The sequence below is a fragment of the Bacillus sp. FSL K6-0042 genome (genome assembly GCF_038006685.1).
GTDB lineage: Bacteria > Bacillota > Bacilli > Bacillales > Bacillaceae_G > Bacillus_A > Bacillus_A pseudomycoides.
Genome location: NZ_JBBOVS010000001.1, coordinates 3,112,682 through 3,136,387 on the forward strand (window position 1 = coordinate 3,112,682; position 23,706 = coordinate 3,136,387).

A 23,706-nucleotide genomic window follows, 5' to 3' on the forward strand; every position below is an offset into this window, starting at 1 on the left:
GCCTCCTACTTGCGCTCAATTTTGTTCAATTCGTAGTCTTTCACGGATTAATGTCGCCCTTCGATAATCCCTTTCTTCTGGGCTTAAAGGACCTCCCGCGTATTGCTGTAAAATTCCCGGCTGAGTTAGTACCATTAACTCTGTTAAAATATTTCTTGATATATTTTTTATATAATCAAGATCAATACCTAACCGCATATCTGACAGACAAGTAGCAGCTTCTGCCGATTGAATTAATCGACTATTAGCCAGTACACCGTAAGAACGATATACTCGGTCTTCAAGTTCAATACTTGAATTTTTCATAATTAGTTCTCGAGCTACTCTCTCTTGTTGTATAAGCTGATGAACAACACTCTCTAAATCTGCTATAATATCTTCTTCTGATTTTCCTAATGTCATTTGATTAGAAACTTGAAATATATTACCTAAGGCTTCGCTACCTTCACCGTATATTCCTCTTACGACTAAACCTAATTGTTGAATTGCTTGTATAATACGATTTATCCGTTTCGTCAAAACAAGTGCTGGTAAATGCATCATCACAGAAGCCCGTAACCCCGTACCAACATTTGTGGGGCAACTGGTAATATAGCCAAGCGATTCATCAAAAGCATATTCAACTGCTTTTTCAATCCATGTATCCATTTTGTTTGCGCTTTGCAGTGCTTCTGATAATTGCAGCCCTGAGAACAAACATTGAATTCGCACATGATCTTCTTCATTAAGCATCACACTTATATGTTCACTTTCTGATAGTAGACAAGCACCAAATTCCGTTCCAGCAAGATTAGGACTAATTAAATGTTTTTCTACTAAAACCCTTCGCTGAAGCGGTTTTAGTTCATTCATTTTTAATAGTTCAAAATTCCCGAGGGATTTCACTTTCTGATTTACAAACTTCTTTTGAAATAAATTAGTAATCTGCTTAGCTTCTTCATCAGTTTGCATAATAGGGAAATGATAATCTTTTAAATTACGAGCCAAACGAATACGACTACTTAAAACAATATCAGAATCGGGGCCATCTCCCCTCATCCACGGACTAATTGCTTCGTTCATAATACGATCCAGTGACATAGAACTATTCCCCCTCTCTATGCTCACTAAGCTGATTTTCAATACTTCGGATTTGATCACGCGTTTGAGCTGCTTTTTCAAATTCTTCTTTCTGTACACATTGCTTTAATTTTAATTTTAGTTCATCTAATTCTTTCTTTAGATGAATATTTCCTCCCATACGCTCGGGAATTTTTCCACAATGATGTGTATGACCACCATGAAGCCGCTTCAACATTGGCTTTAGTTGTTGTTCCTTAAATGTCTCATAACAAGAAGCACATCCAAAGCGACCTACTTTTGCAAATTGTTTATATGTCATATTACAAGTTGGACATCGTAATACTCTTTCATCTGAAAAACTATCCTCTTGGTTTTCAAACATTGATGGTTCTCCATGTAGCAATCCAGCTAGTAAGTCATGGAAGGAAAAACTAGATTGTGGTGATTGAAAGAAAGACGTATAGCCATTTTGCTCTGCACATTGCTCACAAAGATGAACTTCCGTCTTTTGTCCGTTTATTACTTTTGTATAATGTAATGCTGCTGGTCTTATATTACAATTTTGACAAATCATCTTATATCCCCACCTTTACAATAGGAACGATCTACCTCATGATACTTTTTATACACCACTAGATTATTTTGTTCACTTAATCTTGTCTGTAAAAAGTTCCACTATAAAATGAATTACCGCTAAAAACATTTCTTAACAAAAGCTGTATTTATTTATATTTCAGTGTCCTTAACATTGCGCATAATATTCGAGCCCTAAGTTCATCTCTAGAAGGTAAATCCATTAATAATACAGATCGATCTAATACGCTCAGCATAAGTTTTGCTTCCCGATTGGTCACAATATCTTCTTCCACTAATCGTATAATGATACTTTCCGCATTCCCTTGCGCAATACTATGCTCGATCATATGAAGCATTTGATCAATAATGTCTATATCATCATGCAATTTGACCTTGATAATGCGAATGTAACCTCCCCCGCCTCGTTTACTTTCAACTACAAATCCTCTTTCCAACGTAAAGCGAGTATTGATTACATAATTAATTTGAGACGGAACACAATCAAATCGATCCGCAATCTCATTTCTCTTAATCTCAATCACATTATTATTGCTTAAGTCAATAACTTGCTTTAGATATTGCTCAATGATATCAGATATATTTCTCATTTATCCGCCACCTTTATTGACTTTGACTATCTTTGACTTTAATTATATACGTATTAAAGAAATTTGCAACTCTTTTGCTTCCTCACTATCCTAGCCAAAATTTCTTTTCTTTAATCACTACGTTTATATTTTATACAACAGAATTAACTTCTCATTTTTATTTGTACATATTAATACCAAATAAAAAAATATACAAAAAAGCACGAGTCAATTGACTCGTGCTTTAATTGCTTGGCGACGTCCTACTCTCACAGGGACAAGGTCCCAACTACCATCGGCGCTAGAGAGCTTAACTTCCGTGTTCGGTATGGGAACGGGTGTGACCTCTCTGCCATCATCACCAAACTATTGAAGGTATATTCCTTCAAAACTAGATAACATTTGCTTCATATTATATGGTTAAGTCCTCGATCTATTAGTATTCGTCAGCTCCACATGTCACCATGCTTCCACCTCGAACCTATCAACCTGATCATCTTTCAGGGATCTTACTAGCTTACGCTATGGGAAATCTCATCTTGAGGGGGGCTTCATGCTTAGATGCTTTCAGCACTTATCCCTTCCGCACATAGCTACCCAGCTATGCCCTTGGCAGAACAACTGGTACACCAGCGGTGCGTCCATCCCGGTCCTCTCGTACTAAGGACAGCTCCTCTCAAATTTCCTACGCCCACGACGGATAGGGACCGAACTGTCTCACGACGTTCTGAACCCAGCTCGCGTACCGCTTTAATGGGCGAACAGCCCAACCCTTGGGACCGACTACAGCCCCAGGATGCGATGAGCCGACATCGAGGTGCCAAACCTCCCCGTCGATGTGGACTCTTGGGGGAGATAAGCCTGTTATCCCCGGGGTAGCTTTTATCCGTTGAGCGATGGCCCTTCCATGCGGAACCACCGGATCACTAAGCCCGACTTTCGTCCCTGCTCGACTTGTAGGTCTCGCAGTCAAGCTCCCTTATGCCTTTGCACTCTACGAATGATTTCCAACCATTCTGAGGGAACCTTTGGGCGCCTCCGTTACACTTTAGGAGGCGACCGCCCCAGTCAAACTGCCCACCTGACACTGTCTCCCGGGTCGATAAGACCCGTAGGTTAGAATTTCAATACAGTCAGGGCGGTATCCCACCAGCGCCTCCACCGAAGCTAGCGCTCCGGTTTCAAAGGCTCCCGCCTATCCTGTACAAACTGTACCAAAATTCAATATCAGGCTACAGTAAAGCTCCACGGGGTCTTTCCGTCCTGTCGCGGGTAACCTGCATCTTCACAGGTACTATAATTTCACCGAGTCTCTGGTTGAGACAGTGCCCAAATCGTTACACCTTTCGTGCGGGTCGGAACTTACCCGACAAGGAATTTCGCTACCTTAGGACCGTTATAGTTACGGCCGCCGTTTACTGGGGCTTCAGTTCAGAGCTTCGCTTACGCTAACCCCTCTCCTTAACCTTCCAGCACCGGGCAGGTGTCAGCCCCTATACTTCGCCTTACGGCTTCGCAGAGACCTGTGTTTTTGCTAAACAGTCGCTTGGGCCTATTCACTGCGGCTTTCCGTTAAGAAAGCACCCCTTCTCCCGAAGTTACGGGGTCATTTTGCCGAGTTCCTTAACCAGAGTTCTCTCGCACACCTTAGGATTCTCTCCTCGCCTACCTGTGTCGGTTTGCGGTACAGGCACCTTTTATCTCGCTAGAAGCTTTTCTTGGCAGCGGGGAATCAAAGACTTCGCTCCATAAGGAGCTTCCCCATCACAGCTCAGCCTTCACGATAAGCGGATTTGCCTACTTATCAGCCTAACTGCTTGGACGTGCACAACCAATCGCACGCTTCTTCTATCCTTCTGCGTCCCTCCATTGCTCAAACGATAAAGAGGTGGTACAGGAATATCAACCTGTTGTCCATCGCCTACGCCTGTCGGCCTCGGCTTAGGTCCTGACTAACCCTGAGCGGACGAGCCTTCCTCAGGAAACCTTAGGCATTCGGTGGACGGGATTCTCACCCGTCTTTCGCTACTCATACCGGCATTCTCACTTCTAAGCGCTCCACCAGTCCTTACGGTCTGACTTCACTGCCCTTAGAACGCTCCCCTACCACTGATACCATAGGTATCAATTCGCAGCTTCGGTGGTGTATTTAGCCCCGGTACATTTTCGGCGCAGAGTCACTCGACTAGTGAGCTATTACGCACTCTTTAAATGGTGGCTGCTTCTAAGCCAACATCCTAGTTGTCTAAGCAACTCCACATCCTTTTCCACTTAATACACACTTTGGGACCTTAGCTGGCGATCTGGGCTGTTTCCCTCTTGACTACGGATCTTATCACTCGCAGTCTGACTCCTAAGGATAAGTCATTGGCATTCGGAGTTTGACTGAATTCGGTAATCCGATGAGGACCCCTAGTTCAATCAGTGCTCTACCTCCAAGACTCTTACACTTAAGGCTAGCCCTAAAGCTATTTCGGGGAGAACCAGCTATCTCCAGGTTCGATTGGAATTTCTCCGCTACCCACACCTCATCCCCGCACTTTTCAACGTGCGTGGGTTCGGGCCTCCATTCAGTGTTACCTGAACTTCACCCTGGACATGGGTAGATCACCTGGTTTCGGGTCTACGACCACGTACTAAACGCCCTATTCAGACTCGCTTTCGCTACGGCTCCGCCTCTTCAGCTTAACCTCGCACGGGATCGTAACTCGCCGGTTCATTCTACAAAAGGCACGCCATCACCCATTAACGGGCTCTGACTATTTGTAGGCACACGGTTTCAGGATCTCTTTCACTCCCCTTCCGGGGTGCTTTTCACCTTTCCCTCACGGTACTGGTTCACTATCGATCACTAGGTAGTATTTAGCCTTGGGAGATGGTCCTCCCAGATTCCGACGGAATTTCACGTGTTCCGCCGTACTCAGGATACATTCAAGAGAGAACGAAGTTTCGACTACGGGGTTGTTACCCTCTGTGACGAGCCTTTCCAGGCTGCTTCGTCTACCTCGTTCCTTTGTAACTCCGTATAGAATGTCCTACAACCCCAAGAGGCAAGCCTCTTGGTTTGGGCTAGATTCCGTTTCGCTCGCCGCTACTCAGGAAATCGCATTTGCTTTCTCTTCCTCCAGGTACTTAGATGTTTCAGTTCCCTGGGTCTGTCTTCCATACCCTATGTATTCAGGTAAGGATACCATACCATTACGTATGGTGGGTTTCCCCATTCGGAAATCTTCGGATCAAAGCTTACTTACAGCTCCCCGAAGCATATCGGCGTTAGTCCCGTCCTTCATCGACTCCTAGTGTCAAGGCATCCACCGTGCGCCCTTTCTAACTTAACCAAACTAAAATTAAAAAATATGAGCTACACTGTTATCTAGTTTTCAAAGAACATACATTTATTTCTGAGAGATAGTTCTCTCAAAACTGAACAAAACGAAACACGGAAACTTATATTGATGAACAGCGTTCATCAATTCTCCATAGAAAGGAGGTGATCCAGCCGCACCTTCCGATACGGCTACCTTGTTACGACTTCACCCCAATCATCTGTCCCACCTTAGGCGGCTGGCTCCAAAAAGGTTACCCCACCGACTTCGGGTGTTACAAACTCTCGTGGTGTGACGGGCGGTGTGTACAAGGCCCGGGAACGTATTCACCGCGGCATGCTGATCCGCGATTACTAGCGATTCCAGCTTCATGTAGGCGAGTTGCAGCCTACAATCCGAACTGAGAACGGTTTTATGAGATTAGCTCCACCTCGCGGTCTTGCAGCTCTTTGTACCGTCCATTGTAGCACGTGTGTAGCCCAGGTCATAAGGGGCATGATGATTTGACGTCATCCCCACCTTCCTCCGGTTTGTCACCGGCAGTCACCTTAGAGTGCCCAACTTAATGATGGCAACTAAGATCAAGGGTTGCGCTCGTTGCGGGACTTAACCCAACATCTCACGACACGAGCTGACGACAACCATGCACCACCTGTCACTCTGCCCCCGAAGGGGAAGCCCTATCTCTAGGGTTGTCAGAGGATGTCAAGACCTGGTAAGGTTCTTCGCGTTGCTTCGAATTAAACCACATGCTCCACCGCTTGTGCGGGCCCCCGTCAATTCCTTTGAGTTTCAGCCTTGCGGCCGTACTCCCCAGGCGGAGTGCTTAATGCGTTAACTTCAGCACTAAAGGGCGGAAACCCTCTAACACTTAGCACTCATCGTTTACGGCGTGGACTACCAGGGTATCTAATCCTGTTTGCTCCCCACGCTTTCGCGCCTCAGTGTCAGTTACAGACCAGAAAGTCGCCTTCGCCACTGGTGTTCCTCCATATCTCTACGCATTTCACCGCTACACATGGAATTCCACTTTCCTCTTCTGCACTCAAGTCTCCCAGTTTCCAATGACCCTCCACGGTTGAGCCGTGGGCTTTCACATCAGACTTAAGAAACCACCTGCGCGCGCTTTACGCCCAATAATTCCGGATAACGCTTGCCACCTACGTATTACCGCGGCTGCTGGCACGTAGTTAGCCGTGGCTTTCTGGTTAGGTACCGTCAAGGTGCCAGCTTATTCAACTAGCACTTGTTCTTCCCTAACAACAGAGTTTTACGACCCGAAAGCCTTCATCACTCACGCGGCGTTGCTCCGTCAGACTTTCGTCCATTGCGGAAGATTCCCTACTGCTGCCTCCCGTAGGAGTCTGGGCCGTGTCTCAGTCCCAGTGTGGCCGATCACCCTCTCAGGTCGGCTACGCATCGTTGCCTTGGTGAGCCGTTACCTCACCAACTAGCTAATGCGACGCGGGTCCATCCATAAGTGACAGCCGAAGCCGCCTTTGAATTTCGCACCATGCGGTGCAAAATGTTATCCGGTATTAGCCCCGGTTTCCCGGAGTTATCCCAGTCTTATGGGCAGGTTACCCACGTGTTACTCACCCGTCCGCCGCTAACTTCATAAGAGCAAGCTCTTAATCCATTCGCTCGACTTGCATGTATTAGGCACGCCGCCAGCGTTCATCCTGAGCCAGGATCAAACTCTCCAATAAAGTTAGTTTGTCTAGCATCTAAAATAAAAATTGACGTTTCACGTTGTTTGTTTCGTTCAGTTTTCAAAGAACTTTTGGTGGAGCCTAGCGGGATCGAACCGCTGACCTCCTGCGTGCAAGGCAGGCGCTCTCCCAGCTGAGCTAAGGCCCCAAAATAAGTATCGGGAAGACAGGATTTGAACCTGCGACCCCCTGGTCCCAAACCAGGTGCTCTACCAAGCTGAGCCACTTCCCGAAGGAAAAGCGCGCCCGAGAGGACTCGAACCCCTAACCTTTTGATCCGTAGTCAAACGCTCTATCCAATTGAGCTACGGGCGCATATGGTGCCGAGGGCGGGGGTCGAACCCGCACGGTGGTCACCCACCGCAGGATTTTAAGTCCTGTGCGTCTGCCTGTTCCGCCACCCCGGCATATCATATTGTAAATTGGAGCGGAAGACGGGATTCGAACCCGCGACCCCAACCTTGGCAAGGTTGTATTCTACCACTGAACTACTTCCGCTCGATATGAAATTGATTTCGCTTATAAAGTGCGGGTGAAGGGAGTCGAACCCCCACGCCAAAGGCGCCAGATCCTAAGTCTGGTGCGTCTGCCAATTCCGCCACACCCGCGAATTATTATAAATGGTGAGCCATGAAGGACTCGAACCTTCGACCCTCTGATTAAAAGTCAGATGCTCTACCAACTGAGCTAATGGCTCGTACAAGAAAAACTGGTGCCGGCTAGAGGACTTGAACCCCCAACCTACTGATTACAAGTCAGTTGCTCTACCAATTGAGCTAAGCCGGCGTATATGGTGGAGGATGACGGGATCGAACCGCCGACCCCCTGCTTGTAAGGCAGGTGCTCTCCCAGCTGAGCTAATCCTCCATTTGCCTGGCAACGTCCTACTCTCACAGGGACAAGGTCCCAACTACCATCGGCGCTAGAGAGCTTAACTTCCGTGTTCGGTATGGGAACGGGTGTGACCTCTCTGCCATCATTACCAGACTTTTATTATTATACACATTCTTTTTAGAATGTCAACAGGAATTTTAAATATATATTCCTTCAAAACTAGATAACATTTGCTTCATATTATATGGTTAAGTCCTCGATCTATTAGTATTCGTCAGCTCCACATGTCACCATGCTTCCACCTCGAACCTATCAACCTGATCATCTTTCAGGGATCTTACTAGCTTACGCTATGGGAAATCTCATCTTGAGGGGGGCTTCATGCTTAGATGCTTTCAGCACTTATCCCTTCCGCACATAGCTACCCAGCTATGCCCTTGGCAGAACAACTGGTACACCAGCGGTGCGTCCATCCCGGTCCTCTCGTACTAAGGACAGCTCCTCTCAAATTTCCTACGCCCACGACGGATAGGGACCGAACTGTCTCACGACGTTCTGAACCCAGCTCGCGTACCGCTTTAATGGGCGAACAGCCCAACCCTTGGGACCGACTACAGCCCCAGGATGCGATGAGCCGACATCGAGGTGCCAAACCTCCCCGTCGATGTGGACTCTTGGGGGAGATAAGCCTGTTATCCCCGGGGTAGCTTTTATCCGTTGAGCGATGGCCCTTCCATGCGGAACCACCGGATCACTAAGCCCGACTTTCGTCCCTGCTCGACTTGTAGGTCTCGCAGTCAAGCTCCCTTATGCCTTTGCACTCTACGAATGATTTCCAACCATTCTGAGGGAACCTTTGGGCGCCTCCGTTACACTTTAGGAGGCGACCGCCCCAGTCAAACTGCCCACCTGACACTGTCTCCCGGGTCGATAAGACCCGTAGGTTAGAATTTCAATACAGTCAGGGCGGTATCCCACCAGCGCCTCCACCGAAGCTAGCGCTCCGGTTTCAAAGGCTCCCGCCTATCCTGTACAAACTGTACCAAAATTCAATATCAGGCTACAGTAAAGCTCCACGGGGTCTTTCCGTCCTGTCGCGGGTAACCTGCATCTTCACAGGTACTATAATTTCACCGAGTCTCTGGTTGAGACAGTGCCCAAATCGTTACACCTTTCGTGCGGGTCGGAACTTACCCGACAAGGAATTTCGCTACCTTAGGACCGTTATAGTTACGGCCGCCGTTTACTGGGGCTTCAGTTCAGAGCTTCGCTTACGCTAACCCCTCTCCTTAACCTTCCAGCACCGGGCAGGTGTCAGCCCCTATACTTCGCCTTACGGCTTCGCAGAGACCTGTGTTTTTGCTAAACAGTCGCTTGGGCCTATTCACTGCGGCTTTCCGTTAAGAAAGCACCCCTTCTCCCGAAGTTACGGGGTCATTTTGCCGAGTTCCTTAACCAGAGTTCTCTCGCACACCTTAGGATTCTCTCCTCGCCTACCTGTGTCGGTTTGCGGTACAGGCACCTTTTATCTCGCTAGAAGCTTTTCTTGGCAGCGGGGAATCAAAGACTTCGCTCCATAAGGAGCTTCCCCATCACAGCTCAGCCTTCACGATAAGCGGATTTGCCTACTTATCAGCCTAACTGCTTGGACGTGCACAACCAATCGCACGCTTCTTCTATCCTTCTGCGTCCCTCCATTGCTCAAACGATAAAGAGGTGGTACAGGAATATCAACCTGTTGTCCATCGCCTACGCCTGTCGGCCTCGGCTTAGGTCCTGACTAACCCTGAGCGGACGAGCCTTCCTCAGGAAACCTTAGGCATTCGGTGGACGGGATTCTCACCCGTCTTTCGCTACTCATACCGGCATTCTCACTTCTAAGCGCTCCACCAGTCCTTACGGTCTGACTTCACTGCCCTTAGAACGCTCCCCTACCACTGATACCATAGGTATCAATTCGCAGCTTCGGTGGTGTATTTAGCCCCGGTACATTTTCGGCGCAGAGTCACTCGACTAGTGAGCTATTACGCACTCTTTAAATGGTGGCTGCTTCTAAGCCAACATCCTAGTTGTCTAAGCAACTCCACATCCTTTTCCACTTAATACACACTTTGGGACCTTAGCTGGCGATCTGGGCTGTTTCCCTCTTGACTACGGATCTTATCACTCGCAGTCTGACTCCTAAGGATAAGTCATTGGCATTCGGAGTTTGACTGAATTCGGTAATCCGATGAGGACCCCTAGTTCAATCAGTGCTCTACCTCCAAGACTCTTACACTTAAGGCTAGCCCTAAAGCTATTTCGGGGAGAACCAGCTATCTCCAGGTTCGATTGGAATTTCTCCGCTACCCACACCTCATCCCCGCACTTTTCAACGTGCGTGGGTTCGGGCCTCCATTCAGTGTTACCTGAACTTCACCCTGGACATGGGTAGATCACCTGGTTTCGGGTCTACGACCACGTACTAAACGCCCTATTCAGACTCGCTTTCGCTACGGCTCCGCCTCTTCAGCTTAACCTCGCACGGGATCGTAACTCGCCGGTTCATTCTACAAAAGGCACGCCATCACCCATTAACGGGCTCTGACTATTTGTAGGCACACGGTTTCAGGATCTCTTTCACTCCCCTTCCGGGGTGCTTTTCACCTTTCCCTCACGGTACTGGTTCACTATCGATCACTAGGTAGTATTTAGCCTTGGGAGATGGTCCTCCCAGATTCCGACGGAATTTCACGTGTTCCGCCGTACTCAGGATACATTCAAGAGAGAACGAAGTTTCGACTACGGGGTTGTTACCCTCTGTGACGAGCCTTTCCAGGCTGCTTCGTCTACCTCGTTCCTTTGTAACTCCGTATAGAATGTCCTACAACCCCAAGAGGCAAGCCTCTTGGTTTGGGCTAGATTCCGTTTCGCTCGCCGCTACTCAGGAAATCGCATTTGCTTTCTCTTCCTCCAGGTACTTAGATGTTTCAGTTCCCTGGGTCTGTCTTCCATACCCTATGTATTCAGGTAAGGATACCATACCATTACGTATGGTGGGTTTCCCCATTCGGAAATCTTCGGATCAAAGCTTACTTACAGCTCCCCGAAGCATATCGGCGTTAGTCCCGTCCTTCATCGACTCCTAGTGTCAAGGCATCCACCGTGCGCCCTTTCTAACTTAACCAAACTAAAATTAAAAAATATGAGCTACACTGTTATCTAGTTTTCAAAGAACATACATTTATTTCTGAGAGATAGTTCTCTCAAAACTGAACAAAACGAAACACGGAAACTTATATTGATGAACAGCGTTCATCAATTCTCCATAGAAAGGAGGTGATCCAGCCGCACCTTCCGATACGGCTACCTTGTTACGACTTCACCCCAATCATCTGTCCCACCTTAGGCGGCTGGCTCCAAAAAGGTTACCCCACCGACTTCGGGTGTTACAAACTCTCGTGGTGTGACGGGCGGTGTGTACAAGGCCCGGGAACGTATTCACCGCGGCATGCTGATCCGCGATTACTAGCGATTCCAGCTTCATGTAGGCGAGTTGCAGCCTACAATCCGAACTGAGAACGGTTTTATGAGATTAGCTCCACCTCGCGGTCTTGCAGCTCTTTGTACCGTCCATTGTAGCACGTGTGTAGCCCAGGTCATAAGGGGCATGATGATTTGACGTCATCCCCACCTTCCTCCGGTTTGTCACCGGCAGTCACCTTAGAGTGCCCAACTTAATGATGGCAACTAAGATCAAGGGTTGCGCTCGTTGCGGGACTTAACCCAACATCTCACGACACGAGCTGACGACAACCATGCACCACCTGTCACTCTGCCCCCGAAGGGGAAGCCCTATCTCTAGGGTTGTCAGAGGATGTCAAGACCTGGTAAGGTTCTTCGCGTTGCTTCGAATTAAACCACATGCTCCACCGCTTGTGCGGGCCCCCGTCAATTCCTTTGAGTTTCAGCCTTGCGGCCGTACTCCCCAGGCGGAGTGCTTAATGCGTTAACTTCAGCACTAAAGGGCGGAAACCCTCTAACACTTAGCACTCATCGTTTACGGCGTGGACTACCAGGGTATCTAATCCTGTTTGCTCCCCACGCTTTCGCGCCTCAGTGTCAGTTACAGACCAGAAAGTCGCCTTCGCCACTGGTGTTCCTCCATATCTCTACGCATTTCACCGCTACACATGGAATTCCACTTTCCTCTTCTGCACTCAAGTCTCCCAGTTTCCAATGACCCTCCACGGTTGAGCCGTGGGCTTTCACATCAGACTTAAGAAACCACCTGCGCGCGCTTTACGCCCAATAATTCCGGATAACGCTTGCCACCTACGTATTACCGCGGCTGCTGGCACGTAGTTAGCCGTGGCTTTCTGGTTAGGTACCGTCAAGGTGCCAGCTTATTCAACTAGCACTTGTTCTTCCCTAACAACAGAGTTTTACGACCCGAAAGCCTTCATCACTCACGCGGCGTTGCTCCGTCAGACTTTCGTCCATTGCGGAAGATTCCCTACTGCTGCCTCCCGTAGGAGTCTGGGCCGTGTCTCAGTCCCAGTGTGGCCGATCACCCTCTCAGGTCGGCTACGCATCGTTGCCTTGGTGAGCCGTTACCTCACCAACTAGCTAATGCGACGCGGGTCCATCCATAAGTGACAGCCGAAGCCGCCTTTGAATTTCGCACCATGCGGTGCAAAATGTTATCCGGTATTAGCCCCGGTTTCCCGGAGTTATCCCAGTCTTATGGGCAGGTTACCCACGTGTTACTCACCCGTCCGCCGCTAACTTCATAAGAGCAAGCTCTTAATCCATTCGCTCGACTTGCATGTATTAGGCACGCCGCCAGCGTTCATCCTGAGCCAGGATCAAACTCTCCAATAAAGTTAGTTTGTCTAGCATCTAAAATAAAAATTGACGTTTCACGTTGTTTGTTTCGTTCAGTTTTCAAAGAACTCATTGCCGCCGAAGCGACTTTATCAATATAACATTTTGTTATATTTTCGTCAACAACTTTTTGTCTTAAAAGTTGTTTTCGTTTGTTTTCTTTGTTGTCTTTCGTGACAACGAATATAAATATACCAGTTCATTTATTAAAATGCAATAGTTTTTTAATAAAATTTTTAACCTAATCAAAAAGTATAAAAACAGTATCGATCCTCCTACATAAAGACACCTTTCTTCTATATAGTAAATGAATCATTTTAACTTCACTATATGACAAAAAGAAAAGCTTTGGAGAAATCTCCAAAGCTTGGATTAATCTTGCTTATGACGCATCGCTGGGAATAACAGCACGTCGCGAATAGATGGCGCATTTGTTAATAGCATAACAAGACGATCAATACCAATTCCAAGTCCACCTGTAGGAGGCATGCCGTACTCAAGTGCTTCAATATAATCATTGTCCATCATATGCGCTTCATCATTACCTTGTTCACGCTCTTTTAATTGCGCTTCAAAACGTTCTTTTTGATCGATTGGATCATTTAATTCCGTAAATGCATTCGCATGCTCACGAGCAACAATGAATAACTCGAAACGATCTGTAAAGCGTGGATCTTCATCATTCTTTTTCGCAAGCGGAGAAATTTCCACTGGGTGTCCATAGATAAATGTAGGTTGAATTAACTTTTCTTCTACTTTTTGTTCGAAGAATTCATTGATAATATGACCAACTTCCATTGTATCTTTAATTTCCACACCATGTTCTTTCGCCAATGTACGTGCTTCTTCCACGCTCATCGGGCTCCAGAAATCTGCTCCAGAATATTGTTTAATTGCATCTACCATGTGGAGACGTGTCCATTCTGGCTCTAAATTAATTTCTTGCTCACCGTACTGGATTGTTGTTGTACCTAGTACTTGCTTTGCGATATGAGCAATCATGTTTTCTGTTAGTTTCATAATATCTTCATAGTCAGCATATGCTTCATATAATTCGATCATTGTAAATTCAGGATTATGACGTGTTGACACACCTTCATTACGGAATACACGGCCGATTTCGTATACCTTCTCTAAGCCACCTACAATAAGGCGTTTTAAGTGTAACTCAATTGCAATACGCATATATAATTCCATATCTAACGCATTATGATGCGTAATGAATGGGCGAGCAGAGGCACCGCCCGCAATCGCGTGCATCATTGGTGTTTCTACTTCAAGGTAGCCATTATCATCTAAGTATCTTCTCATTTCACGAATGATTTTACTACGAGTAACAAATGTTTCACGGCTCTCCATGCTCGTAATTAAATCTAGGTAACGTTGGCGGTAACGTTGTTCAACATCTTTCAACCCATGGTATTTATCTGGAAGTGGACGAAGAGCTTTCGTTAATAACGTAAATCCTGTTGCTTTCACTGAAAGCTCACCTACGTTCGTTTTGAAAACTTTCCCTTCAATTCCTACTAAATCACCTAAGTCAGCTGTATTAAATAATTCATATTGCTCATCTCCAACAGCATCTTTACGAACATAGATTTGAACTTGTCCGTGTAAATCTTGGATATGCGCAAAACCTGCTTTCCCTTTACCGCGCTTTGTCATAATACGGCCAGCAATAGAAACAGAGATTCCTTTCTCTTCTAATTCTTCTTTAGAGAACTCTCCATACAAGTTTAATAATTCTTTCGTTGAATTCGTACGTTCAAAACGTTTACCAAACGGATCGATCCCTTGTTCACGTAAGTTATGTAACTTCTCACGACGAACAAGCAATTGGTCATTTAATTCTTCGTGGTTCATGTTATCCATGGTATTGATATCACTCCAGCTCTATTAAATTTTACAATATATACAGTATATCATTTTCTACTCAACTAGAAAAACTGCCAGTAGTATACTGGCAGTTCTTCTTTCTTTCACGTAATTATAGGTAGTGAGAGAAGGAATGTCAAACGTTCTCTCTTTCCTCCTTTTAACCAACGTGAATTGTTTTTTGTTTTGTTTCTACTTCTTCTATAAATGCACCTAATAAAGAGGCAAGATCTTCACGAGTATTACAAGTATTAATTGCATTACGTACTCTCGCATTACCACCAACACCTTTTAAATACCAAGCTGCATGCTTTCTCATCTCTCTTACTGCAATATCTTCATTCTTTAAGTCAATAAGACGATCTAAGTGCAACATACATACATCCATTTTCTCACGCACTGTTGGTTCCGGCATTAATTCCCCTGTTTCTAAATATTTTACTGTACGATAAATCATCCATGGGTTCCCGAGAGCTGCACGCCCAATCATAACGCCATCTACCCCTACTTCATCAAGCATACGTTTCGCATCTTGAGGAGTTTCTACGTCACCATTTCCAATAACAGGAATATTCACAGATTGTTTTACCTGTTTAATAATATCCCAATCCGCTTTCCCTTCATACATTTGAACACGTGTACGTCCATGAACCGCTACCGCTTGACCGCCTGCACGTTCCACAGCTCTAGCATTTTCAATTGCGAAAATGTGGTCTTCATCCCAGCCAATACGCATTTTAACTGTAACTGGTTTTTCAACAGCATCTACAACGGCCGCTACCATTTCATATACTTTATCTGGATCTAATAACCACTTTGCACCAGCATCACACTTCGTAATTTTCGGAACTGGGCAACCCATATTGATATCGATAATATCCGCCGTTGTGTTTTTATCTACATATTTCGCAGCACCAACAAGCGTTTCCTTCTCACCGCCAAAAATTTGTAAACTTAGCGGCTTCTCTCTCTCATCGATATATAACATATCTAATGTTTTTTGGTTATTAAATAAAATCGCCTTATCACTTACCATTTCAGCACATACTAAACCTGCACCAAATTCTTTTACTGTTAAACGGAATGCAGAGTTACACACTCCCGCCATTGGTGCTAGTACAACTGGATTCTTCATCTCAATGTTTGCAATCTTTAACACTCGACTGTCTCCTTCTTTTATCCTCACTTTGGCATTAATTCATCTATTGAAATATTTAATGTCTTAGCAACTTCTACTACAAAATCTTGAGAAGGGGTTCTATTCCCTCTCTCTACTTCTCCTAAAACAGATACAGATACCCCTAATTCCTTTGCAAAACCTTCTTGTGTATAACCTTTTAATTTCCGAAAAGCACGAATGCGTCTTCCCCATTTTTCTGCTTCCATACCGTTACTCCCTCTCGCCTTTTCATTTCATCTACTTGCGAACGTGAAATATTTTGTTTTATATCTTGATTGATCTCTAACAACGGAACGATAACAAAAGCTCTTTCGAACATCCGCGGATGCGGCACAATAAGATTCTCTGCTTCAATATTTTCTTGATTATAGAGCAAAACGTCAAGGTCAATGGTTCGCGGGCCCCATCTAATTTCCCTTTTTCTTCCTAAATCTATCTCAACCTTTTGCGTTACTTTCAACAATTCTTGCGGCGGTAAATTGGTAGAAATTTTTATAACTAAATTTAAAAAACGATTTTGATCTGTATATCCCACTGGATCTGTTTCATATACAGAAGAGACATCCTCCACTTGAATATGAGGATTTTTATTTAACAGCTCAATCGCTTGCAATAAATAAACATAACGATCACCAATATTTGATCCTAACGCAACGTATACTACATTTTTCATGGTCGATCTCTCGTAATTTCTACCGCCACAGCACGATAGTGCCCTGGTATTGGTGGATCCGGTTTAACAACCTTTACTGTACATCGCAAAATACTTACGTACTGATTCAATATATTCGCCGCTATATTTTCCGCAATACTTTCTACAAGCTTATATGTTCGATCTTCTACCACTTGTCTGCAAAGTTCAAAGAGCTCTCCGTAGTTTACCGAATACTCTAAGTTATCACTTTCGCCCGCTTGTTTTAAATCCAGTTCCACTGTTAAATCCACTTTAAATCTTTGCCCCAATTTATTCTCTTCTGGAAATACGCCATGATAGCCATAAAACTCCATATCATGAATATAAATTTTATCCAATCATTTTACCCCCTTGCCAATCATTGCATCCATCATCTTTGCCATACGTGCCATTTCCTTCACATCATGAACACGAATCATTTCACAGCCTTTATCAATACCAAGACAAATCGATGCTCCTGTGCCTTCTACACGTTCCTCTACCGGCAAATCTAAAACATGACCGATAAACGATTTTCTCGAAGTCGCAAGAAGGACTGGATACCCTAACACATGTAATTTTTCTAGATTACGCATCGCTTCTAAATTTTGTTCTGGCGTCTTCGCGAAACCGATACCCGGATCTAAAACGATATTCTCATCAGGTACACCTGCACCTTTTGCAATTTTAACACTCTCATATAGATCCGCAATCATATCCGCCATAAGATTACGGTAATTTGTGTTATCGCGATTATGCATTAAAATTATCGGCACATTATAATGTGCCGCAACTTCTGCAATTTTCGGTTCCGCCTTTGCTCCCCATACATCATTAATAACATGAGCACCCGCTTCAATTGCTTGTTTGGCTACTTCAGCTTTATACGTATCGATAGAAATAGGCACTTTCACTTCTTTCGAAACCGCTTGAATCATCGGAATTACACGCCCTAATTCTTCCTCCACCGAAACTTTCGCGAAACCAGGACGAGTTGATTCCCCACCGATATCAATAATATCAGCTCCATTACTCACCATTTCTCTCGCATGACTTACAGCTGCGTTCACCTCATCGTAGTTTCCACCATCTGAAAATGAATCTGGTGTAACATTTAAAATCCCCATGATTAATGTTTTTTTATTTAAGTCCAATGTATATTCGCCGCAGCGCAAATCATAATTCCACTTCACACTACACATCTCCTCTTAGCAGTTCATTTCGGCTCCAAAGACTTTCTCTATGCATTTCATACACACACATGAAAGACTTTGTAACCTTCCCTTCTTTACCTGGAAAATTAACTTCTTCAATCTGATTAAGTGGGACAATTTCTTGAATAGAATTTGTTACAAACACCTCATCGGCAGAAAGCAATTCCTTTTGTGTAAACAAACCTTCTTCTACACGTACATCTAATACTTCAGCAATTCTTATAATAAAAGCGCGAGTGATCCCATTTAAAATCCCTGTTTCCAGCGACGGCGTGTATAAAACACCCTCCTTCACAAAAAAGAGATTCGAAACAATCCCCTCCGCTACATAACCTGCTTCAGTAAGGAAGATTCCTTCTTTATTCACAACATTTCCAATTTCACGTTTTCCTAAAATGTTATTTAAATAGTGATGAGACTTTAAACGAAACGTCCCTTCCGGCGTATTTCGTTTTTGATTCAAAATAACGCCTTTCTTTTCTACCGCTTTACCCGGAACCGTCAAAGGTTTTATAAATACAATAACGGAAGGCTCTTCATATAGCCCTGTCTGTAAGCCTATTTCACCTATACCAGCTGAAACATTAAAACGAACATACGCATGTTCTAATCCATTTCGCACGAGTAATTCCTGCAAAATACGAAGTACGTCATCTTTCGTCATCTTCCACTCAATTTGCAATACAGAAAGGGCATCCATTAAACGCTCATAATGATCGTCTAATAAAAACGGATAGCCATTATAAATACGAAATGTCTCAAAAACCCCCAGCCCATATAAATACCCATGGTCATAAGGGGAGATTTTCGCCTCACTCGCTTCCACATATGCACCATTTACATAAATTAACATGACGATACACTGGGGCTATAACTACGAATAAAGTTCTGCAGTAACTCTTTCCCATGTGAAGTCATAATGGATTCCGGATGGAACTGCACTCCTTCAATTGGCAATGTTTTATGACGAAGCGCCATAATCTCTCCCTCTTCTGTCCAAGATGTCACTTCTAAACATTCTGGCAATGTTTCTTTTTTTACAATAAGAGAATGATAACGCGTTGCTGTAAATGGATTTGGAATGTCTGCAAAAATCAGGTTTCCATCATGATACATAAGAGAAGTTTTTCCATGCATTAAACGATCCGCACGAACAACATCGCCTCCGAACACCTGTGCAATCGATTGATGACCTAGACACACACCAAAAATCGGAATCTTTCCTGCAAAATATTTAATGACACCCATACTTATACCAGCTTCATTCGGACTACAAGGACCTGGTGAAATCATAAGAAAGTCAGGTTTCATTTGTTCAATATCTGAAATTGTAATTTCATCATTGCGCTTGACGATAAGCTCTTGTCCAAGTTCCCCAAGAAATTGCACTAAATTAAACGTAAATGAATCATAATTATCAATCATCAATATCATTTCTCTCACCTAACCGTTTCTTCGCTGCTTTCTTTCGCACGCCATAAGGCGATTGCTTTTTTCAACGATTCTTCATACTCATATTTCGGATTTGAATCAATTACAATTCCTGCCCCTGCCTGCACATATGCTTGGCCATCTTTTGCAAGAAGCGTACGAATCACAATATTTAATTCCATATCTCCTGAATAACCAATCCAACCAATTGAACCTGTATAAATTCCACGGCGAACCGGTTCTAATTCCTCTATAATTTCCATCGTACGTATTTTAGGTGCCCCCGTAATTGTTCCACCTGGAAACACAGCTCTTACTAAATCGAAAGCATCCTTATCCGTTTCAACCTCACCACGAACGTTTGAAACGATATGCATAACATGCGAATATTTTTCAATGACCATAAATTCATCTACTTCTACAGTTCCATACTTACAAACTCTCCCTAAATCATTACGCTCTAAATCCACAAGCATGACGTGTTCTGCACGTTCCTTTTCATTTTCAATTAACTCTTTCGCTAAACTCTCATCTTCTTGTTCGTTTTTCCCACGAGAACGTGTACCAGCAATCGGACGGGTACTCACTTCATTCCCTTGCTTTTTAATTAACAATTCAGGTGAACCGCTAACAATTTGAAAATCTCCAAACTCTAAATATCCCATATATGGTGATGGATTAATTTCACGAAGACTCGTATAAATCTCCAGTGGGTGTGTTTGTAATGTTTTCTCTTGTCTTGTAGACAAATTCACTTGAAACACATCTCCAGCCCCAATATATTCTTGAATACGCTGAACAGCTTTCATAAATCCTTCTTCTGTAAAAGCTACCGCTTCATTTCTATTTTCAGGACATTCAAATGGCACTTTAACTTCAGGAATTTCCTTCATCCAAAGGCTCTTCCATTCATTTAAACGACTTTCCGCTTCCTCACGTTCATCTATATAATGCGTAATAATCCACAACACATTCTCTTGTTGATCATACACAAACACGTCATCAAATAATAAAAAGAATATGTCAGGTATATCCACATCATCCTCCGCAAGGGAAGGAAGTTTTTCAATATAACGGATACAGTCATAACTAAAATATCCGATTGCACCACCTTGAAATGGCGGATAGTCCGGATTATGCTTCGTTCTCCATCGTTCCATATACCTTTGCATTAAATCTAACGGATTGCCTTTCTCTATTGTTTCCTTACCGCTTTCACTTATATGTAACGTTTCATCTTTCCCCTGAATCACCGCTACCGGATCGAGCCCCGCAATACTATAACGACCCCCACGTCCACTTTCTAACAAAATATGTTGATTCTTATTCTGAGAAAGAAACTTATATTGCTTAAAAAAATCTAAATGATATGGAACAGAAAGCGCTAAAGATTTTCTTCGCTGCATACCAACACCCCGTCTTCTTTTATCCCACTCCCTTAGACTAATCACCCCAAATTACAGATGGTTAATATGACATACTCGTCCCTGAGAGCTAGTGAAAATATTTTAACTTTACTACTACTTATTTTACATGAAGTTTTCTAGTCATTCACTATTTTCAAACGAAAAAAGAAAAAGCATTCCTTTTCAGGAATGCTTTTTCTGGCCATACTAATTATGATTCAAATTGATAAAGCGGTGTACTTAAATAACGTTCACCATTACTTGGAATAATTACAAGAACCTTTTTCCCTTTACCAAGCTTTTTCGCAACTTCTGTCGCGGCATAAATGACAGCACCTGAAGAAATACCAACTAAAATACCTTCTTCACGAGCCACTCTTCTCGCATATTCAAATGCCTGTTCTGTCTTCACTTGAATAATTTCATCATATACTTCTACATCCAATGTTTCAGGAACGAATCCAGCCCCAATACCTTGAATCTTATGCGGACCTGGTTTCCCACCAGATAACACCGGAGAATCTGCAGGTTCTACTGCGTAAATTCTAATATCTTTATATATTTCTTTTAACACTTCACCAGCACCTGTAATTGTTCCACCAGTACCGATACCAGCGATAAATGCATCTAATTGATTACCCATTTGTTCAACAATTTCTGGCCCTGTCGTCAAACGGTGAATTTCTGGATTCGCCGGGTTTTGGAATTGTTGTGGTATAAAGTAACCATGCTCTTTCGCTAATTCAGTTGCCTTACGAATTGCGCCGCCCATTCCTTCTGAACCCGGAGTTAATACTAATTCAGCTCCATAAGCACGTAATAAGTTACGACGTTCAATACTCATTGTCTCCGGCATTACTAAAATTGCCTTATAGCCCTTTGCAGCCGCTACCATCGCTAAACCAATTCCTGTGTTACCACTCGTTGGTTCAATAATTGTATCGCCTTCTTTTAATAATCCCTTTTTTTCAGCAGCTTCGATCATAGATAATGCAATACGATCTTTTACGCTACTTCCAGGGTTCATGAATTCTAATTTTAAGTAAATGTCTGCACTGTCTTGCTCTACGATGCGGTTCAACTTAACGATCGGCGTTTTCCCGATTAATTCTGAAACTGATTGTGCCACTCGCATTCCTGTCACTCCTAACACCGAGTATTTTTATTGGTTTTATCTACATTTTAATTTTGACAGAATTTTTCTTACTTGTCAATTTATTTAGATGATTCGCAATTGCTAGAAAACCCTTTTGTTTACAAGCTTTCAATCAAGTTTGTAATATCTTCTTTAGAGAAATTATATCGCTCATTACAGAAATGACAATGCACTTCCGTTTCATCTTCTTCCTCACGAACTTGTTCTAATTCTTTTTTACCGAGGCTAATTAATACACTCTCAATACGTTCACGAGAACATGTACAATTAAATTGAACGTCCATTGTTTCTAATACCTTCACTTTTTCTTTTCCTAGTACTTCGTATAATAATTCCTCTGGCGAAAGACCTTGTTCAATTAATTTTGAAACAGGTGGGATTTTTTGCAGACGCTCTTCAATAAAGGAGATTGTCTCTTCCTGTGCTCCTGGCATAATTTGCAGGATAAATCCACCTGCAGCAAGTATGCTATCATCCCCATTTACAAGGACACCAATACCAACAGAAGAAGGCGTTTGCTCAGAAACAGCAAAATAATACGTGAAATCTTCCCCTAATTCTCCCGAAACAATTGGAGACTGCCCGATAAACGGTTCACGCATACCGATATCTTTAATTACCGTTAAAAATCCTTCTGTACCTACCGCTTGATATACACGTAATTTCCCTTGCTCTGTTGCTTCAAAATCAACGTGGGGATTCGTTACATATCCACGCACATCTCCATTCGCATGAGCATCCACTAAGATTGGGCCAAGTGGGCCATTTCCTTCCACCTTAATCGTCAGCTTCTGATCACCTTTTAACATAGCCCCCATCATTGCACCAGCTGTTAACGAACGCCCAAGTGCTGCTGAAGCAGTTCTCCATGTATCATGACGTCTTTGCGCCTCACTTACCATATTTGTTGTACGTACACTATACGCACGAACTTCTCCATCAAACGCTAACGCTTTTACTAAATAATCTTTCATACTTATTTATTCACCCTTCTCATGCTGTAAATTTGCATTACGTTCATATAGCATATGCAAGCCTTTTAATGTTAAAAACGGATCTACAACATCAATTACATTAGATTCTTCTGCAATTAATTTTGCTAATCCTCCAGTTGCAATAACTTTCGGTTCTTGTTTAGCTTCTTCTTTCATACGCCTCACAATACCTTCCACTTGTCCAACATACCCATAAAGAATGCCAGCTTGCATTGCACTTACTGTATTTTTCCCAATAATACTACTTGGTTTTGTAATTTCAATACGAGGAAGTTTAGCCGCTCTACTGTATAAAGCTTCTGCCGAAATCATAATACCTGGTGTAATTACCCCGCCCATATAATGCTTATTTTCGTTAATATAACAATATGTAGTAGCTGTTCCAAAATCGACAATAATAAGCGGGCCTCCGTATAATTGGATACCAGCTACAGCATTTACAATACGATCCGCTCCAACCTCACGCGGATTTTCATATTTAATATTTAAACCTGTTTTTATTCCTGGTCCCACTACAAGTGGTTTAATTTTGAAATATTTCTCACACATACGCTCTAAGGCAAACATAATTGGTGGTACAACCGAAGAAACAATAATTCCTTTCACATCTTGAAAAGAAAGGCCTTCATGTTCAAGTAACTGTTTCACTAACATACCATATTCATCTTCTGTTTTATGACGATCAGTCTCCATGCGCCAATGCTGACGAAGTTTCCCATCTTCAAATACACCAAGCACCGCATTTGTATTCCCTACATCCAATACAAAAATCATATTCTCACCACTTATCTTATTTAATCTATATTTGTGCAG

Annotated in this window: 15 protein-coding genes, 9 tRNA genes and 6 rRNA genes; all 30 read right to left on the reverse strand. The window is 43.6% G+C overall.

What is annotated here, in order from left to right; translation table 11 throughout:
- Window positions 1-15: 15 nt before the first annotated feature.
- Window positions 16-1,080 (reverse strand): protein arginine kinase, encoded by a 1,065-nt coding sequence (locus tag MHH45_RS15960; protein WP_016116932.1) that lies wholly within the window; start codon window positions 1,078-1,080, stop codon window positions 16-18.
- A 4-nt stretch (window positions 1,081-1,084) separates the two neighbouring features.
- Window positions 1,085-1,636 carry a UvrB/UvrC motif-containing protein gene (locus MHH45_RS15965; protein ID WP_016116931.1) on the reverse strand — a complete coding sequence of 184 codons (552 nt, stop codon included), beginning with the start codon at window positions 1,634-1,636 and terminating at the stop codon, window positions 1,085-1,087.
- 148 nt (window positions 1,637-1,784) lie between these two features.
- The gene (gene ctsR, locus MHH45_RS15970; RefSeq protein WP_016116930.1) at window positions 1,785-2,246 is read right to left on the reverse strand and encodes a transcriptional regulator CtsR; all 462 of its coding nucleotides are present in this window, start codon (window positions 2,244-2,246) and stop codon (window positions 1,785-1,787) included.
- Between the two features lie 229 nt (window positions 2,247-2,475).
- Window positions 2,476-2,591, reverse strand: a 5S ribosomal RNA gene (gene rrf / locus MHH45_RS15975).
- A gap of 50 nt (window positions 2,592-2,641) precedes the next feature.
- Window positions 2,642-5,563: ribosomal RNA gene (locus tag MHH45_RS15980) — 23S ribosomal RNA — on the reverse strand.
- Between the two features lie 145 nt (window positions 5,564-5,708).
- A 16S ribosomal RNA gene (locus MHH45_RS15985) occupies window positions 5,709-7,260 on the reverse strand.
- Window positions 7,261-7,335: 75 nt separating this feature from the next.
- Window positions 7,336-7,411: transfer RNA gene (locus MHH45_RS15990), tRNA-Ala, on the reverse strand.
- Window positions 7,412-7,421: 10 nt separating this feature from the next.
- Window positions 7,422-7,495 (reverse strand) — tRNA-Pro (locus MHH45_RS15995).
- Between the two features lie 9 nt (window positions 7,496-7,504).
- Window positions 7,505-7,578, reverse strand: a tRNA-Arg gene (locus tag MHH45_RS16000).
- A 3-nt stretch (window positions 7,579-7,581) separates the two neighbouring features.
- Window positions 7,582-7,670, reverse strand: a tRNA-Leu gene (locus tag MHH45_RS16005).
- Window positions 7,671-7,686: 16 nt separating this feature from the next.
- Window positions 7,687-7,761: transfer RNA gene (locus MHH45_RS16010), tRNA-Gly, on the reverse strand.
- A 29-nt stretch (window positions 7,762-7,790) separates the two neighbouring features.
- Window positions 7,791-7,871: transfer RNA gene (locus MHH45_RS16015), tRNA-Leu, on the reverse strand.
- Between the two features lie 13 nt (window positions 7,872-7,884).
- Window positions 7,885-7,960 (reverse strand) — tRNA-Lys (locus tag MHH45_RS16020).
- Window positions 7,961-7,973: 13 nt separating this feature from the next.
- A tRNA-Thr gene (locus MHH45_RS16025) sits at window positions 7,974-8,049 on the reverse strand.
- 5 nt (window positions 8,050-8,054) lie between these two features.
- Window positions 8,055-8,130, reverse strand: a tRNA-Val gene (locus MHH45_RS16030).
- A 4-nt stretch (window positions 8,131-8,134) separates the two neighbouring features.
- A 5S ribosomal RNA gene (gene rrf, locus MHH45_RS16035) occupies window positions 8,135-8,250 on the reverse strand.
- Window positions 8,251-8,341: 91 nt separating this feature from the next.
- Window positions 8,342-11,263, reverse strand: a 23S ribosomal RNA gene (locus MHH45_RS16040).
- A gap of 145 nt (window positions 11,264-11,408) precedes the next feature.
- Window positions 11,409-12,960, reverse strand: a 16S ribosomal RNA gene (locus tag MHH45_RS16045).
- Together the 16S, 23S and 5S rRNA genes with 9 tRNA genes alongside form the textbook arrangement of a ribosomal RNA operon.
- Before the next feature lie 375 nt (window positions 12,961-13,335).
- Window positions 13,336-14,835, reverse strand: coding sequence for a lysine--tRNA ligase (gene lysS, locus MHH45_RS16050; RefSeq protein ID WP_016116929.1), 1,500 nt, complete (start codon window positions 14,833-14,835; stop codon window positions 13,336-13,338).
- Between the two features lie 163 nt (window positions 14,836-14,998).
- Window positions 14,999-15,997, reverse strand: a complete 999-nt coding sequence (gene dusB, locus MHH45_RS16055) for a tRNA dihydrouridine synthase DusB (RefSeq protein WP_016116928.1) — start codon at window positions 15,995-15,997, stop codon at window positions 14,999-15,001.
- A 23-nt stretch (window positions 15,998-16,020) separates the two neighbouring features.
- Window positions 16,021-16,224 carry a helix-turn-helix domain-containing protein gene (locus MHH45_RS16060; protein WP_000387032.1) on the reverse strand — a complete coding sequence of 68 codons (204 nt, stop codon included), beginning with the start codon at window positions 16,222-16,224 and terminating at the stop codon, window positions 16,021-16,023.
- The gene (gene folK, locus MHH45_RS16065; RefSeq protein ID WP_016116927.1) at window positions 16,176-16,691 is read right to left on the reverse strand and encodes a 2-amino-4-hydroxy-6-hydroxymethyldihydropteridine diphosphokinase; all 516 of its coding nucleotides are present in this window, start codon (window positions 16,689-16,691) and stop codon (window positions 16,176-16,178) included. Before folK ends, MHH45_RS16060 begins: the two co-directional genes overlap by 49 nt.
- Window positions 16,688-17,050 (reverse strand): dihydroneopterin aldolase, encoded by a 363-nt coding sequence (folB, locus tag MHH45_RS16070; protein ID WP_016116926.1) that lies wholly within the window; start codon window positions 17,048-17,050, stop codon window positions 16,688-16,690. The genes folK and folB overlap by 4 nt, the downstream gene beginning before the upstream one ends.
- Window positions 17,051-17,893 (reverse strand): dihydropteroate synthase, encoded by an 843-nt coding sequence (gene folP, locus MHH45_RS16075; RefSeq protein WP_077295494.1) that lies wholly within the window; start codon window positions 17,891-17,893, stop codon window positions 17,051-17,053. It abuts the gene before it with no gap.
- A complete protein-coding gene (gene pabC / locus MHH45_RS16080) occupies window positions 17,886-18,758 on the reverse strand; it encodes an aminodeoxychorismate lyase (RefSeq protein WP_016116924.1) in 873 nt (290 codons plus the stop codon). Before pabC ends, folP begins: the two co-directional genes overlap by 8 nt.
- Complete coding sequence (gene pabA, locus MHH45_RS16085; RefSeq protein WP_033671259.1) at window positions 18,752-19,339, reverse strand: aminodeoxychorismate/anthranilate synthase component II; 588 nt, start codon at window positions 19,337-19,339, stop codon at window positions 18,752-18,754. Before pabA ends, pabC begins: the two co-directional genes overlap by 7 nt.
- 5 nt (window positions 19,340-19,344) lie before the next feature.
- Window positions 19,345-20,742, reverse strand: a complete 1,398-nt coding sequence (gene trpE / locus MHH45_RS16090) for an anthranilate synthase component I (RefSeq protein ID WP_016116922.1) — start codon at window positions 20,740-20,742, stop codon at window positions 19,345-19,347.
- A gap of 211 nt (window positions 20,743-20,953) precedes the next feature.
- Complete coding sequence (gene cysK / locus MHH45_RS16095) at window positions 20,954-21,877, reverse strand: cysteine synthase A (protein ID WP_016116921.1); 924 nt, start codon at window positions 21,875-21,877, stop codon at window positions 20,954-20,956.
- Window positions 21,878-21,996: 119 nt separating this feature from the next.
- Entirely contained in the window at window positions 21,997-22,872 is an 876-nt protein-coding gene (hslO, locus tag MHH45_RS16100) for a redox-regulated molecular chaperone HslO (RefSeq protein ID WP_003194276.1), read from the reverse strand.
- A 6-nt stretch (window positions 22,873-22,878) separates the two neighbouring features.
- Window positions 22,879-23,667 (reverse strand): type III pantothenate kinase, encoded by a 789-nt coding sequence (locus MHH45_RS16105; RefSeq protein ID WP_033671258.1) that lies wholly within the window; start codon window positions 23,665-23,667, stop codon window positions 22,879-22,881.
- Window positions 23,668-23,706: the final 39 nt, after the last annotated feature.

Excerpts from the sequence above, each read along its gene's own strand:
- ctsR (WP_016116930.1), bottom strand. The coding sequence starts at position 2,246 with ATGAGAAATATATCTGATATCATTGAGCAATATCTAAAGCAAGTTATT.
- MHH45_RS16105 (WP_033671258.1), bottom strand. The coding sequence starts at position 23,667 with ATGATTTTTGTATTGGATGTAGGGAATACAAATGCGGTGCTTGGTGTA.
- folK (WP_016116927.1), bottom strand. The coding sequence starts at position 16,691 with ATGAAAAATGTAGTATACGTTGCGTTAGGATCAAATATTGGTGATCGT.
- trpE (WP_016116922.1), bottom strand. The coding sequence starts at position 20,742 with ATGCAGCGAAGAAAATCTTTAGCGCTTTCTGTTCCATATCATTTAGAT.
- folP (WP_077295494.1), bottom strand. The coding sequence starts at position 17,893 with ATGTGTAGTGTGAAGTGGAATTATGATTTGCGCTGCGGCGAATATACA.
- pabA (WP_033671259.1), bottom strand. The coding sequence starts at position 19,339 with ATGATATTGATGATTGATAATTATGATTCATTTACGTTTAATTTAGTG.
- MHH45_RS15965 (WP_016116931.1), bottom strand. The coding sequence starts at position 1,636 with ATGATTTGTCAAAATTGTAATATAAGACCAGCAGCATTACATTATACA.
- cysK (WP_016116921.1), bottom strand. The coding sequence starts at position 21,877 with ATGCGAGTGGCACAATCAGTTTCAGAATTAATCGGGAAAACGCCGATC.
- MHH45_RS15960 (WP_016116932.1), bottom strand. The coding sequence starts at position 1,080 with ATGTCACTGGATCGTATTATGAACGAAGCAATTAGTCCGTGGATGAGG.
- MHH45_RS16060 (WP_000387032.1), bottom strand. The coding sequence starts at position 16,224 with ATGGAAGCAGAAAAATGGGGAAGACGCATTCGTGCTTTTCGGAAATTA.
- lysS (WP_016116929.1), bottom strand. The coding sequence starts at position 14,835 with ATGGATAACATGAACCACGAAGAATTAAATGACCAATTGCTTGTTCGT.
- hslO (WP_003194276.1), bottom strand. The coding sequence starts at position 22,872 with ATGAAAGATTATTTAGTAAAAGCGTTAGCGTTTGATGGAGAAGTTCGT.
- pabC (WP_016116924.1), bottom strand. The coding sequence starts at position 18,758 with ATGTTAATTTATGTAAATGGTGCATATGTGGAAGCGAGTGAGGCGAAA.